General features: G+C 69.2%; 11 protein-coding genes. 4 read left to right on the plus strand and 7 right to left on the minus strand.

Annotated features, from left to right (window positions below; translation table 11 throughout):
• Nucleotides 1–273: 273 nt before the first annotated feature.
• The 5 genes from ACRDPS_RS14060 to ACRDPS_RS14080 all read right to left on the minus strand — a co-directional run bounded on the left by ACRDPS_RS14060 (nt 274) and on the right by ACRDPS_RS14080 (nt 5620).
• Nucleotides 274–552, minus strand: a complete 279-nt coding sequence (locus tag ACRDPS_RS14060) for an HU family DNA-binding protein (protein ID WP_431502268.1) — start codon at nt 550–552, stop codon at nt 274–276.
• An 88-nt stretch (nt 553–640) separates the two neighbouring features.
• Complete coding sequence (locus ACRDPS_RS14065) at nt 641–2431, minus strand: ABC transporter ATP-binding protein (RefSeq protein WP_431502269.1); 1791 nt, start codon at nt 2429–2431, stop codon at nt 641–643.
• Nucleotides 2428–4146: an ABC transporter ATP-binding protein gene (locus tag ACRDPS_RS14070; protein ID WP_431502270.1), complete on the minus strand. Its 1719-nt coding sequence runs from the start codon at nt 4144–4146 to the stop codon at nt 2428–2430. Before ACRDPS_RS14070 ends, ACRDPS_RS14065 begins: the two co-directional genes overlap by 4 nt.
• Nucleotides 4147–4286: 140 nt before the next feature.
• Nucleotides 4287–4958 (minus strand): potassium channel family protein, encoded by a 672-nt coding sequence (locus tag ACRDPS_RS14075; RefSeq protein ID WP_431502271.1) that lies wholly within the window; start codon nt 4956–4958, stop codon nt 4287–4289.
• Nucleotides 4958–5620, minus strand: coding sequence for a potassium channel family protein (locus ACRDPS_RS14080; protein ID WP_431502272.1), 663 nt, complete (start codon nt 5618–5620; stop codon nt 4958–4960). The genes ACRDPS_RS14075 and ACRDPS_RS14080 overlap by 1 nt, the downstream gene beginning before the upstream one ends.
• A gap of 133 nt (nt 5621–5753) precedes the next feature.
• On the opposite strand from ACRDPS_RS14080, the gene ACRDPS_RS14085 reads away from it, so the two are divergent.
• From ACRDPS_RS14085 to ACRDPS_RS14095, 3 genes are all read left to right on the plus strand, one after another.
• Nucleotides 5754–7769, plus strand: coding sequence for an APC family permease (locus ACRDPS_RS14085; protein ID WP_431502273.1), 2016 nt, complete (start codon nt 5754–5756; stop codon nt 7767–7769).
• Nucleotides 7766–8944 (plus strand): class I SAM-dependent RNA methyltransferase, encoded by a 1179-nt coding sequence (locus tag ACRDPS_RS14090; protein WP_431502274.1) that lies wholly within the window; start codon nt 7766–7768, stop codon nt 8942–8944. The genes ACRDPS_RS14085 and ACRDPS_RS14090 overlap by 4 nt, the downstream gene beginning before the upstream one ends.
• Nucleotides 8945–9043: 99 nt before the next feature.
• On the plus strand, nt 9044–9862 hold the full coding sequence (locus ACRDPS_RS14095) for an arylamine N-acetyltransferase family protein (protein ID WP_431502275.1): 819 nt from the start codon (nt 9044–9046) through the stop codon (nt 9860–9862).
• A 173-nt stretch (nt 9863–10035) separates the two neighbouring features.
• Here the strand turns inward: ACRDPS_RS14095 and ACRDPS_RS14100 are convergent, their stop codons facing one another.
• Together ACRDPS_RS14100 and ACRDPS_RS14105 are read right to left on the minus strand one after the other, a co-directional pair.
• A complete protein-coding gene (locus tag ACRDPS_RS14100) occupies nt 10036–10458 on the minus strand; it encodes a hypothetical protein (protein WP_431502276.1) in 423 nt (140 codons plus the stop codon).
• Nucleotides 10445–10816: a hypothetical protein gene (locus ACRDPS_RS14105; protein WP_431502277.1), complete on the minus strand. Its 372-nt coding sequence runs from the start codon at nt 10814–10816 to the stop codon at nt 10445–10447. Before ACRDPS_RS14105 ends, ACRDPS_RS14100 begins: the two co-directional genes overlap by 14 nt.
• A gap of 295 nt (nt 10817–11111) precedes the next feature.
• On the opposite strand from ACRDPS_RS14105, the gene acnA reads away from it, so the two are divergent.
• Complete coding sequence (gene acnA / locus ACRDPS_RS14110; RefSeq protein ID WP_431502278.1) at nt 11112–13799, plus strand: aconitate hydratase AcnA; 2688 nt, start codon at nt 11112–11114, stop codon at nt 13797–13799.
• The last annotated feature ends 49 nt before the right edge of the window (nt 13800–13848 follow it).

Genomic DNA, 13848 nt, shown 5'->3' on the forward strand with positions numbered 1-13848 from the left:
GTCCCAAGCCTTGGGGCAGACGCGCCGACTCGGCATCGGATTCTGGGACATTGGCGCCGACTCGGCATCGGATTCTGGGACATTAGCGCCGACTCGGCATCGGATTTTGGGGCAGATGCGCCGAGTCAGGGGCGTGAGACGGACGAAGGGCCGGATCGAGGAACGATCCGGCCCTTCGTCTGCGTCCACGGGACTCAGCCCGGCCGCCTTCGGCGGCGGGACTGCCTCGCTCGGCGCGAACGGACGAGCAAGCTCGCCGGTCGACCTCGCTCGTCAGCCCTTGGCGACGCGCTCCTTGAAAGCGGAGCCGGCCTTGAACGCCGGGCCACGCGAGGCCGGGATGTTGATCTCGGCGCCGGTCTGCGGGTTGCGGCCGGTGCGAGCCGAGCGCTCGCGCGACTCGAACGTACCGAAGCCGGGCAGCGTGACCTTGTCGCCGTCAGCGACTGCCGCGCTGATCGCCTCGATAGCGGCGCCCAGAGCGGCCGAGGCCTGCGTCTGGGTGATCTCCGCCTGCTTGGCGATTTCGCTCACCAGGTCGGTGCGGTTCATGCGATCTCCTTAATCGTGGATCAGAGCCGCAAGGTTGACGAGATGCGACTCGTCGCCAGCGTAGGCCAGAGGTGGAGATGTGCAACGCTCAGGCCCGGCGTGTCCCGCGGCGTGACGGGGTTTGTGGGCTCTCGAGAAGCCGCCATCCCTCTGCTTGCGTACGTTCGCGCCAGAAGTCGAGGTAGCGCCCGCGGTGGGCGAGCAGCTCGTCGTGGCTTCCCCGCTCCACGATCCGCCCGCCGTCGAGCACCACGATCTGGTCGGCGGCGACGACCGTCTGCAGCCGATGGGCGATGACGATGACCGTACGGTCGGCGGACAGCGCGGTGAGCGCCTCCTGGACCGCGGCCTCGTTCTCGGCGTCGAGGGCGGCCGTCGCCTCGTCCAGGAGCACGACGGGAGCGTCCTTCAGCAGCGCCCGGGCGATGGAGACCCGCTGCTTCTCACCGCCGGAGAGCGTGGAGCCGGCTTCGCCGATGCGGGTCTGCCAGCCGTGGGGGAGCCGTTCGACGATGTCGTCGGCACGGGCGAGCCGCGCCGCGTGGCGCAGCTCGGCCTCCGTCGCGTCGGGCCTCGACATCAAGACGTTGTCCCGCAGGGTGCCTTCGAAGAGGTAGACGTCCTGGAAGACGATCGATACGCGGTGCATGAGCGCCTCGGTGCCGAGGTCGCGTACGTCGACGCCACCGAGCATCACCGACCCGGCGGTGACGTCGTGGAACCGAGCGACCACCCGCAGCAGCGTGCTCTTGCCGGAGCCAGAGGGCCCCACCACGGCGGTCAGCGACCGCGGCGGAGCGACGAGCGAGACGTCGTCGAGGACCCGGGTCGCGTCGTCGTCAGCGCCGCCGTCGTAGGAGAAGGTGACCTGGCGCAGCTCGATGCCGTCGTGGGCCGGTCGGACCGGGGCGATCGGCTCGGGGAGGGGGTCGATCCGGAGAACGTCGAGGACCCGTCGCAACGATCCCTCGGCGATCCTCAGCGCGCTGGTGAGCTCGCCGAAGTCGATCAGCGACTCCACGAACCGGACGGTGAGGACCAGGAGGCCGATCGCTGTGGCCGCGCTCAACGTCCCGCCGAGGCTCAGATGGACGGCCAGCGCGATCACTAGGGTGAGCAGCGCCTGGATGGAGAGCAGCTGGATCCCCAAGCCACCGAACCCGGTCACCAGCAGTCGCCTCGATGCGCGCCGCTGCTCTCGCAGCGCCTGCTCGACGAGCTCGTTGCCGTGGACCGTGCGGCCGAAGACCCGCAGCGCCGGCTGGTTGAGCGCGAACTCGACGACCCTGGCCGAGCCCTCCGCCATCGCCGCGTCATAGGCGCCCTCGCCCCGCCCGACGATCCCTGACAAGAGCCGGGTGGTGGCCAGCACCGCGACGACCCCGGCGAGCAGGGCCAGGGCCAGGCGCCACTCCAGGAACGCCATCGCGAACACCACCGTGACCGGGCTGAGGACGGCCGCGATCAGCGGCCGCAGCAGGTGTCCGGGGACCGAGGCGATGTCGGTGGCGCCCTTGGACGCCATCCGGGAGAGCTGGCCGGTGCGGTCCTGGTCATACCAGCCCAGGGGCAGCCGAGCGGTGTGCTCGCCGAGCCTGGCCAGCGTCGTGTCGAGCAGGTCGCAGGCGAGGTCGTAGCCGTCCAGGTTGCCGATCGTCAGGGCCACGTGGTGCGCCACGAACAACCCACCCAGGACACCCAGCCAGGTGGTCGCGGCATCCCAGTCCTGACTCAGCGCCGCCTCCAGCACCGGCACGACACAGGCGAAGGCAAGACCCTGGAGTACGCCGGTGGCGACGAACATCGCGACGACGCGGGCGAGCTGTCGCCGATGAGCGTGATCGAGGAGGTCGGCGAGCAGCCGGACGATGGTGATCAAGCCAGCTCCTCCCGCGCCCAGCCGCCTACCGGGTGGGCGCGCTGGTCGGCTGCCCAGAGCCGGGCGTAGCGACCGTCGCGCGCGAGGAGCTCGTCGTGGGTGCCGAGCTCGGCGACCCTCCCCGCGTCGAGGAGGACGATCTGGTCGGCCGCGGTGATCGTCGACAGACGGTGGGCGATCACCAGCAACGTACGTCCGGCGACGAGGCGGGACAGGGCCCGCTGGACGAGCGCCTCCGACTCAGGGTCGGCTGCGGCGGTGGCCTCGTCGAGGACGAGGATCGGGGTGTCGGAGAGGAGGGCACGGGCGATCGCGACCCGCTGCCGCTCGCCGCCGGAGAGCTGCGCGTCCTCACCGACCACCGAGTCGTAGCCCCGCGGGAGCTCGTCGATGCGCTCGGCGATCTGTGCGGCGACGGCCACACGACGTACGTCTGCGTCCGATGCCTCCGGGTGGGCGAGCCGGATGTTGTCCCGGATGGAGGTACGCAGCAGCCCGGTGTCCTGGAAGACGAAGGAGACCTGCTCGTAGAGCTGTGCGCTCGTCATCTCGCGCAGGTCGACACCATCGATGGTGATCCGGCCCGCGGTGGGGTCGGCGAAGCGGGGCAGAAGCTTGGCGAGAGTCGACTTGCCGGCGCCGGAGTGGCCCACGAGCGCGGTGACGGTGCCGGGCTCGAGGACCAGGTCGATGCCGCGGAGCACCGGCGGTGCGCCGGGGGAGTAGCTGAAGGAGACGTCCTGGAGCCAGACCCGGGCTGAGCCGGGCTCTGGGGAGGGATCCGCCGGCTCGGGTAGCTCCGGCTCCGCCAGCAGCCGCTGGATGCGCCGGGCCGCCTCGGTGGCCTCGCGCAGCTCGCGGGCGGCGTAGCCGGCGACGGTGACCGGCGCGGTCATGGCCAGCCCGAGAACGAGGAAGGGGACCAGGTCCGGCCCGGTGATCCAGCTGGCGCGGAGCATCCAGACCCCGGCGCCGAGGACGAGCACCAGGGTCAGCGCCGGGGTCAGCGCGAGCTCCATCAGCAGCATCCCGAGCGCGGAGTGCCGCATCCAGGCCCGGTTGAACCCGCCGAACCGGGTCGCGACCTCGGCCAGGCGCTGATGCGCGCGGCCGGTAGCTCCGAACGTCTTGATCTCCGCGATCCCGCCGGTGTTCTCGACCGTGGCCGCGGCCAGCTCGGCCAGACCGGAGTCGTAGTCACGGTAGAGCGCACCCGCACCCCGCATCGAGATCCGGAACCCGACCAGACCGAGGGCGAGCGGGACGAGGGTGACCAGGGCGAGCGGTGGTGAGACGGCGAACAGGTAGACCGCCACGACGGTGGGCAGCGTGATCGCGGCGGTGAGCTCCATGACCGAGTGTGCGACCAGATGATGCAGCGCGGCGACGTCGTCCTGCACCGCCTTCTTGACCGTGCCGGAGTTGCGCTCGGTGAACCACGCCAGCGGCACCCGGCCGAGCCGGGCGACCAGGAGCCGGCGCAGGTGGATCGAGAGGTCCAGGTCGGCGACGTGGGAGAGCCAGGACGAGCCGAGCACGGTCGCCAGGCGCACCAGCAGCGCCGCCACGCTCACCCAGACGACGACCCAGGCGTGGCCGGCGTCCACCGGCGACCCCGAGGTCGCGGGCAGCAGGATCCGGGCGAGCTCGACGATCCCGACCAACGGGACCAGCCCGGCGACGGTCGAGAGGACCATCAGCAGCAGGCTCGCCACCAGCCTTCCCCGGACAGGACGCAACGTCTGGAGGAGGGGAGAGCGAGCCAACTGTTGTCCTGCCGAGATCGGGGGCGTACGAGTGGGCGGAGCCGATAGGTCGTGGACGAGATCGAGGCGACGACCACTTGGTCTCGGCGTCAGCCGCCGTGACCGGAGGGGGCGAGCAGGCGCTCGAGCTCGTCCTCCTTCTCGGTGGGCACGACGAAGAGGAGCTCGTCGCCCTGCTCGAGAGGCTGCTCGGGGGTGGGCACGTAGACCTGGCCGTCCCGCAGCAGCGTGACCAGTGCGCAGTTCTCCGGGAACGGCACCAGTCCGGTGGGCTTTCCCACGTAGGGCGAGTCGGCGGGCAAGGTCATCTCGACCAGGTTCGCCTGACCCTGACGGAAGGTGAACAGACGCACCAGATCACCGACGGTGACCGCCTCCTCGACCAGCGCGGACATGATCCGCGGGGTGGAGACGTTGACGTCGACCCCCCAGGCCTCGGTGAAGAGCCACTCGTTGTTGGGGTGGTTGACCCGGCCCACGGTGCGCGGCACGCCGAACTCTGTCTTGGCCAGCAGCGAGCACACCAGGTTGGCCTTGTCGTCCCCGGTCGCGGCGATGACCACGTCGCAGTTGTCGAGTCGTGCCTCCTCGAGCGAGGAGAGCTCACATGCGTCGGCGAGCAGCCACTCGGCGTCGGCGACCCGCTCGGGTTTGATCGAGCCCGGGTTCTTGTCGATGAGGAGCACCTCGTGGCCGTTGGCGATCAGCTCACTGGCGATCGACCTGCCCACGGCTCCGGCTCCGGCGATTGCGACGCGCACTAGTCTTCCTCCGGGCCGTTCTTGATGGTGCGGTACACCTGGTCCGTGTTCTCCTCGCGCATGACGATGTGGAGCACGTCGCCCTCCTGGATCACGCTCTCGCGGACCGGGATGACGCCCTCACCGAGCCGGTCGATCCAGGCGATTCGACTGCCGGACTGGCGCTGGAACTTGATGGTCCGTTGGCCGACCCAGGACTCGGGCATGATGATCTGGTCGATCCGGATGGTGCCGGACATGTCGCGGAAGTCGGGCTCGGCGCCGGCCGGGAGGAGGCGGCGGAGGACCTGGTCGGCGGTCCACTTCACCGTCGCCACGGTGCTGATCCCGAGGCGCTGGTAGACCTCGGCGCGACCGGGGTCGTAGATGCGTGCCACGACCTGCTGGATCCCGAACTCCTCACGCGCCACCCGGGCGGCGATGATGTTGGAGTTGTCACCGCTGGAGACAGCAGCGAAGGACTCGGCACGCTTGATGCCGGCCTTGAGCAGGACCTCGCGGTCGAAACCCATCCCGGCGACCTTGTCGCCGTTGAACCCGGGGCCGAGCCGCCGGAAGGCATCCGGGTTCTGGTCGATGACCGAAACCGTGTGGTTTCGGTCCTCGAGGCCCCTGGCGAGGGTCGACCCGACGCGGCCACAGCCCATGATCACTACGTGCACCGTGTCATGATTGCACTCGCCCCGCTTGCGCGTCGCCTACGGCCCGGAAGTTGGCGTGTTCGTGCTGATCGGGTGCCGACGCGAGTGATCCGGAAGCACGCCTACGCCGTGTTGTGCCGTAGCGTCTGCGGGTGTGGGTGTTGGTGATGTCTCCAAGCGGATCCTGATCGGCCGCAAGCTCCGCAGCTCGCAGCTGGGCGAGACGCTGCTGCCGAAGCGGATCGCGCTTCCTGTCTTCGCGAGCGACGCGCTCTCGTCGGTGGCGTACGCACCCGACGAGGTCTTCATCATGCTCTCGGTCGCCGGCGCCTCGGCGTACGTGTGGTCGTGGAAGATCGCGCTGGGTGTCGTCTTCGTGATGATCGCGGTGATCGCCTCCTACCGCCAGACCGTCCATGCCTACCCCTCGGGCGGAGGCGACTACGAGGTGGCGACGGTCAATCTGGGCGACAAGGCCGGTACGACGGTGGCCAGCGCCCTTCTGATCGACTATGTCCTCACCGTCGCGGTGTCCATCTCCTCGGGCGCAAACTACGCCGGCGCGGCGATCCCGTTCCTGCGCGGGCACGAGGTGCTCGTCGCCGTGGGGCTGGTCGTCGTGCTCGCCGCGATGAACCTGCGCGGGATCCGCGAGGCCGGCTCGACCTTCGCGATCCCGACCTACCTCTTCATGTTCGCGATCGGCGCGATGGCCGTCACCGGCTTCGTCCGGATGGCCACGGGCGACCTGCCGAAGGTCGAGAGCGCGGCGTACGACATCGCTCCGGTTCCGGGCTGGGACGAGCCGCTCACCGCCCTCGCGCTGGCCTTCCTGCTGGCCAGGGCGTTCTCCTCGGGTTCAGCGGCGCTGACCGGTGTGGAGGCTGTCTCCAACGGCGTACCCGCCTTCCGCAAGCCCAAGTCGAAGAACGCGGCCACGACGCTGGCCATGCTGGGTCTGACCGCGATCACCATGATGATGAGCGTCATCATCCTGGCCCGTGAGATGGGGATCCGGATGGTCGATCCCGGCGAGCAGCACCGCCTGCTGCTCAACGGGATCCCGCTCTTGGACGGCCACGTCCAGGACCCCGCGATCGCGCAGGTCGGCCGGGCGGTCTTCGACGGTTTCCCGCCGGCCTTCTACCTGCTCGTGGTGGTCACCGGCCTGATCCTGGTGCTGGCCGCCAACACCGCATTCAACGGCTTCCCCGTGCTCGCCTCGATCCTGGCCAAGGACGGCTACGCGCCGCGTGCCCTCAGCGCGCGAGGCGATCGGCTGGCCTACTCCAACGGCATCGGCTTTCTGGCGATCATGGCGATCGTCCTGATCATCATCTTCGAGGCCGAGACGACCCGGCTGATCCAGCTCTACATCGTCGGTGTCTTCGTCTCCTTCAACCTCAGCCAGCTCGGCATGATCAGGCACTGGACCCGCGAGCTGAAGTCCACACGTGATGGCAGCGAACGGCTGCGGATGCAGCGCTCCAGGCTGATCAACAGCGTCGGTCTCTGCATGACCGCCGTGGTGCTGCTCATCGTGCTCGCCACGAAGTTCCTCGCCGGCGCGTGGATCACGATCCTGGCCATGGTGATCTTCTACGTCGGCATGCGCGGCATCCGGCGTCACTACGAGAACGTGGCGCGCGAGCTCGCCGCCGACGAGCAGGACAAGATCATGCCGACGCGGGTCCACGCGATCGTCCTGGTCTCCAAGCTGCACAAGCCGACCCTGCGGGCGCTGGCCTTCGCGCAGGCGACCCGGCCCAACGCGCTGGAGGCGGTGACGGTCTCGACCACCGACTCCGACACGGCCGAGCTGCTGAAGCAGTGGGACGAGCGCAACCTGCCGATGCCGCTCAAGGTCCTCCACTCGCCCTACCGCGAGCTGATCCGTCCGGTCGTGGAGTACGCCTCGGCGATCCGCAACGCCAACCCGCGCGGCGTGGTGGCCGTCTACATCCCCGAGTACGTCGTCGGACGCTGGTGGGAGCAGTTCCTCCACAACCAGACCGCGCTGCGGCTCAAGGGCAGGCTGCTGTTCACCCCGGGCGTCATGGTGATCTCGGTGCCCTACCAGCTCGCCTCGGGCAAGGAGCGAGCCGAGGAGCTGCGCGAGGAATACTGGCTGGCCCCCGGGCTGCGCCGAGGAAGCGACGGGCGACGATGAGCCGCACGCGTAGGCCGGCCCCGCACGGACGGCGACCGCGGCCGAAGACCGCGAAGGGCGAGTCGTACGTCGGGCGGCGCTTCGAGGTCGAGATCGGGCCCGTCGCTCACGGCGGTCACTTCGTGGCCCGGGTGGAGCTCGAGGGCGCCTCCCGGGTGGTCTTCGTACGCCACGCCCTGCCCGGCGAGCGGGCGGTCGTCGAGATCACCGAGGGAACCGCCGGGGACCGGTTCTGGCGCGGCGACGCGGTCTCGGTGCTCGAGGAGTCCCCGGAACGGGTCGTTCCGCCGTGTCCGTACGCCGGCCCCGGGCTCTGCGGCGGCTGCGACTTCCAGCACGTCTCGCTCTCCGGCCAGCGTGACCTGAAGGCCACGGTCCTGCGGGAGCAGCTGGTGCGGCTGGGCGGCCTCACCGCCACCGACCCGCTGGTGGCGGGACTCGCTGTCGAAGCCGTTCCCGGCGATGTCGACGGGCTGCGGTGGCGCACCCGGCAGCGCTATGTCGCCGCGCCGGGCGGTGGGCGCGGGCTGCGGAAGTATCGATCCCACGAGGTGATCCCGGTCGCCGACTGTCTGATCGCCGCCACCGACGCACGCGAGCCCGCTCCCGGGACCGTGGTCGAGCGAGTCGCCGTCGGGGGAGTCGAGCACACCTTCGAGGTAGCCGCCGATGGGTTCTGGCAGGTGCATCCCGGTGCGCCGCAGGCCCTGGTCTCGGCCGTGCTCGACGCGCTGTCTCCCTCGCCCGGCGACGCCGTCCTGGACCTCTACGCCGGTGTCGGCCTCTTCTCCGCCTATCTCGCCGACCATGTCGGCCCCACGGGGCAGGTCGTCGCCGTCGAGGGAGACCGGACCGCGTCCACGCTCTCCACGAGCAACGTCCCCTCGGCCGAGTCGCTCGCCGGCGACGTCGGCACCGTCCTGGCCGATCTGGGGGAGCGATCCTTCGACCTCGTCGTGCTCGACCCGCCGCGGGAAGGCGCGCGGCGCGCCGTCGTCGAGGCGGTCGTCTCGCGATCGCCGCGGAAGGTGGCGTACGTCGCCTGCGACCCCGCCGCGCTCGCACGTGACGTCGCGATCTTCGCCGAGCACGGCTACCGGTTGAGCTCGTTGCGAGCCTTCGACCTCTTCCCGATGACCCACCACGTCGAGGCCGTCGCGCTCCTGGAGCGCTGACCTCCCTCCGGTGGTCGAGCTTGTCGAGACCATCGCTGGCGTCGCCCGCCTCACGGATATCGGTTGCGCGTAGGCGGCATCGGCGTTGAGATGCTGGTTGTGAGCGATGACCTGTGGGGGACCGACCGGCTCGACCTGACGGCCTACCTGGAGCGGATCGGGGTGACTGAGCCGCCCGGCCCGTCGCGGGAGGCGCTGGAGGAGGTCTACGACGCCCACCTGCGGACCTTCACCTTCGACAACATCGACGTGCTGCTCGACCAGCATCCCGGCGTCGACCTGCCCGACGTGCAGGGCAAGTTCGTCGGCCGGGGGAGAGGCGGCTACTGCTTCGAGCACGGCACGCTGTTCGCGGCGGTGCTGGACCGGCTCGGCTTCGCCGTCGAGCGGCGGCTCGCCCGGGTCGGCGCCGACCCGACCGCGGCGGGACGTACGCATCTGGTGGTCGTCGTCGATCTCGACGGCGAGCGGCTCCTGGCCGACCCCGGGTTCGGGTTGAGCGTGTGGCGGCCGATCCCGCTGGTGGACGGGGCGATCGAGGAGCTCGGCGGCATCACCCACCGGGTGCGGTGGTCCGAGCACGGTTGGGCGCTGGAGCGCGGCAAGGGTGAGGGCTGGGAGCCCATGCACACCCACGACGAGGCTCTGGTCGTGCCCAGCGACGTCGCGATCGGGCACCACTTCACCAGCACTCACCCGACGGTGCACTTCCGCCACCGGATGATCGTGACCAAGCTTCTCGCGGACCGACACGTCAGCCTCACCCACGACACCGTCACCATCCGCCGCGAGGGCGAGGAGACCGAGCATCACGAGATCGGGCTCGACGAGGTGATGGCCTACGTCGACGAGCTCGCGGTGCCGCTCACCGACGAGGAGCGGACCCGTCTTCGCAAGCGGTTGACCACGCTCGGTTAGGGCATGTCTGGTGAAGACACGGCGGCCGCGAGCGGCGTTTCGGGCCGATCTGGCAAATGCCACTTCGTTCGGACCTCCGGAGGGAAGGCATCCTGGAGGCTGTCGAGTGGCGGCAACGCAGCCAGATCGGATGCGAAACGTCGTGTAGCGGGCGTGGATTTGCCAGATATGCCCTAGGTCTCCTCGGTGATCCGGATCGACATCGTCGCGTCCTCGGAGAGGTCGGTGATCAGCTGGCGACGGTCCAGTACGGCTTCGTCGAGGTGAGGTCCGAGCGTGCCGAGCAGCTCACCGGTCGTCGTGATCGGCATCGTGTTGAGCACACGCGGACCACGACGGGCGGAGCTGGGCACGACCCGAGCCAGCGCACCGGCCACCGACCGGGTCGCACCCGCGAACGGGGCCGTGATCGGATCGGTGATCGGACCGAGCCAGTTCGCGGCACGCTCGGCCTCGGCACGGGACGTGCGTGCCTTCAGGTCCCCGAGGCGTACGTCTTCAAGGGCCTGCTCCAGGCGACGCTGCTCGGCGAAGCCGAGGCCGACGACGACGGCGGAGCCGACGACGCCGAGCAGCGCGAGGCTAGCGACCAGCATGGACCTTGACCTCCGCCACGACGCCCTCGTCCGCGAGCCGCTCGCGCAGCGACTCCGCGGCCTGCTCGTAGACCATCTTCGAGAGCAGTGCGGGACGCACCCGGTGCAGCATCGTGGCCGCCTTGGTCTGCGCGGAGGCCAGCTCCAGCGGGTTCAGGATGCGGATGCTCAACAGCCTGTCCCCCGGGGGAAGCTCGGCGTAGGTCGCGTGCGGGGCAGAGACGTCGGCCTGCTCCAGGCGCCACAGCAGGCCGATGGTCTCGGCGCGCAGCGCCTTGTTGGCGCGCCGCAGGCGCCAGGCGACGACGGCTGCGGCCAGGGCGATCACCAGCGCCACGAAGGCGATCAGGGTGCTCAAGGTTCTCCTCGCATCACTAGTACCGACGAGCAGCGGCCCGGCGGTTGGCCCGATTCGGACCAATCATGGGGTATCCGAGGATCGCTGTCAGCGGCGGCCGTCACAACAGGGCTCGCCGGACTGATTCGAATTATCGTTCGACATCATGTATCTTGATATCAAGAGATTAGCGAGGCGCATCCGCCTCCTAGGTTAGGTGAGCCTTTGTTTCCCCGGCGCGGGTGGCCGGGGCAGGATGGGTTCACAAGGCTTTGAGAACGTACGTCAGTGTGGACGCGAGCAAGGAGATGAACGCGTGGCCAGCAAGGACAGCTTCGGTGCCAAGAGCACCCTGGACGTGGACGGTAAGTCCTACGAGATCTTCCGCCTGGATGCGGTCAAGGGTGAGGGGCTCCCTGAGGGCACGGTCGAGTCACTCCCCTTCTCGCTGAAGGTGCTGCTGGAGAACCTCCTGCGCACCGAGGACGGCGCGAACATCACCGCCGACGACATCAAGGCGCTGGCGGGCTGGGACGAGACCGCCGAGCCCGACAAGGAGATCCAGTACACGCCGGCGCGCGTGATCATGCAGGACTTCACCGGCGTGCCCTGCATCGTCGACCTGGCCACCCTGCGGGAGGCGGCCGCCGAACTCGGTGGCGACGCGACCAAGATCAACCCGCTCTCACCTGCCGAGATGGTCATCGACCACTCCGTGATCGCCGAGGTCTTCGGCACCCCGGAGGCCTTCGAGCGCAACGTCGAGATCGAGTACGAGCGCAACCGCGAGCGCTACCAGTTCCTGCGCTGGGGCCAGACCGCGTTCGAGGACTTCAAGGTCGTCCCGCCGGGCACCGGCATCGTCCACCAGGTCAACATCGAGCACCTGGCCCGCACCGTCTTCACCCGCGAGGTCGACGGCGAGCTGCAGGCCTACCCGGACACCTGCGTCGGCACCGACTCGCACACCACCATGGTCAACGGCCTGGGTGTGCTCGGCTTCGGCGTCGGTGGCATCGAGGCCGAGGCCGCGCTGCTCGGCCAGCCGGTCTCCATGCTGATCCCGCGGGTCGTCGGCTTCAAGCTCCACGGCGACCTGCCCGAGGGCTCGACCGCCACCGACCTGGTGCTCACCATCACCGAGATGCTGCGCAAGCACGGTGTGGTCGGCAAGTTCGTGGAGTTCTACGGCGCCGGCGTGACCGCGCTGCCGCTGGCCAACCGCGCGACCATCGGCAACATGTCGCCCGAGTTCGGCTCCACCATCGCGATCTTCCCGGTCGACGATGAGACCATCAGCTACATGCGCCTGACGGGCCGCTCCGAGGAGCAGCTCGCGCTGGTGGAGAAGTACGCCAAGGAGCAGGGCCTCTGGCACGACCCGGCCGCCGAGCCGCGCTTCTCCGAGAGGCTCGAGCTCGACCTGTCCACGGTCGTCCCGAGCATCGCCGGCCCGAAGCGTCCGCAGGACCGCGTCCAGCTCACCGACGCGAAGACGTCCTTCGAGGGCCACCTGCCGACCTACACCTCCAAGGCCGACGCGAAGGTCCCGGTCAAGCTGGCCGACGGCACCGAGTTCGAGCTGGAGAACGGCGCGGTCACGATCGCCTCGATCACCTCCTGCACCAACACCTCCAACCCGTCGGTCATGATCGGCGCCGCGCTGCTGGCGAAGAAGGCCGTCGAGAAGGGCCTGACCCGCAAGCCGTGGGTGAAGACCACCCTCGCGCCGGGCTCCAAGGTCGTCACGAACTACTACGACAAGTCCGGGCTGACCCCCTACCTGGAGAAGGTCGGCTTCAACCTCGTCGGCTACGGCTGCGTGACCTGCATCGGCAACTCCGGACCGATCATCCCCGAGGTCTCCGCCGCGGTGAACGAGCACGACCTCGCCGTCGTCTCGGTGCTCTCCGGAAACCGTAACTTCGAGGGTCGCATCAACCCCGACGTGAAGATGAACTACCTGGCCTCCCCGCCGCTGGTCATCGCCTACGCCCTTGCCGGCAACATGAACATCAACCTTCTCGAGGACTCCCTCGGCAAGGACAAGGACGGCAACGACGTCTTCCTCAAGGACATCTGGCCGACCCCGGCCGAGGTCGAGGAGACCATCGCCACCGCGATCGACTCCGACATGTTCACCAAGGACTACGCCGACGTCTTCGCGGGCGACGAGCGCTGGCAGAACCTGCCGACCCCGACCGGTGACACCTTCACCTGGGACGAGGAGTCGACGTACGTCCGCAAGGCACCCTACTTCGAGGGCATGGCCAAGGACCCGTCGCCGGTCACCGACATCGAGGGTGCGCGCGTCCTGCTGAAGCTGGGCGACTCGGTCACCACCGACCACATCAGCCCCGCGGGCAACATCAAGAAGGACTCGCCCGCCGGCAAGTACCTCCTCGAGCACGGTGTCGAGCAGCGTGACTTCAACTCCTACGGCTCGCGCCGAGGCAACCACGAGATCATGATCCGCGGCACCTTCGCCAACATCCGGATCAAGAACCAGGTGGCGCCGGACACCGAGGGCGGCTACACCCGCGACTTCACCCAGCCCGACGGCCCCGTCTCGTTCGTCTACGACGCCGCGCAGAACTACGCCGCGGCCGGCACCCCGCTGGTCGTCCTCGGCGGCAAGGAGTACGGCTCCGGCTCCTCGCGCGACTGGGCCGCCAAGGGCACCTCGCTGCTCGGCGTCAAGGCGGTCATCACCGAGTCGTTCGAGCGCATCCACCGCTCGAACCTGATCGGCATGGGCGTCATCCCGCTGCAGTTCCCCGCGGGTCAGAACGCCGACTCCCTCGGCCTGACCGGTGAGGAGACCTTCTCGATCTCCGGCATCACCGCGCTCAACGAGGGTTCCACGCCGAAGACGGTCAAGGTCACCACCGACACTGGTGTCGAGTTCGACGCGGTCGTCCGCATCGACACCCCGGGTGAGGCCAACTACTACCGCAACGGCGGCATCCTGCAGTACGTGCTCCGCAACATGATCATGGGATAGGCGCTCTAGGCGCTCCGCGCCTGTGCGTGTTTCCGGCCTGAACCGGCAC

The sequence above is a fragment of the Nocardioides sp. genome (assembly GCF_050699375.1).
Lineage (GTDB): Bacteria > Actinomycetota > Actinomycetes > Propionibacteriales > Nocardioidaceae > Nocardioides.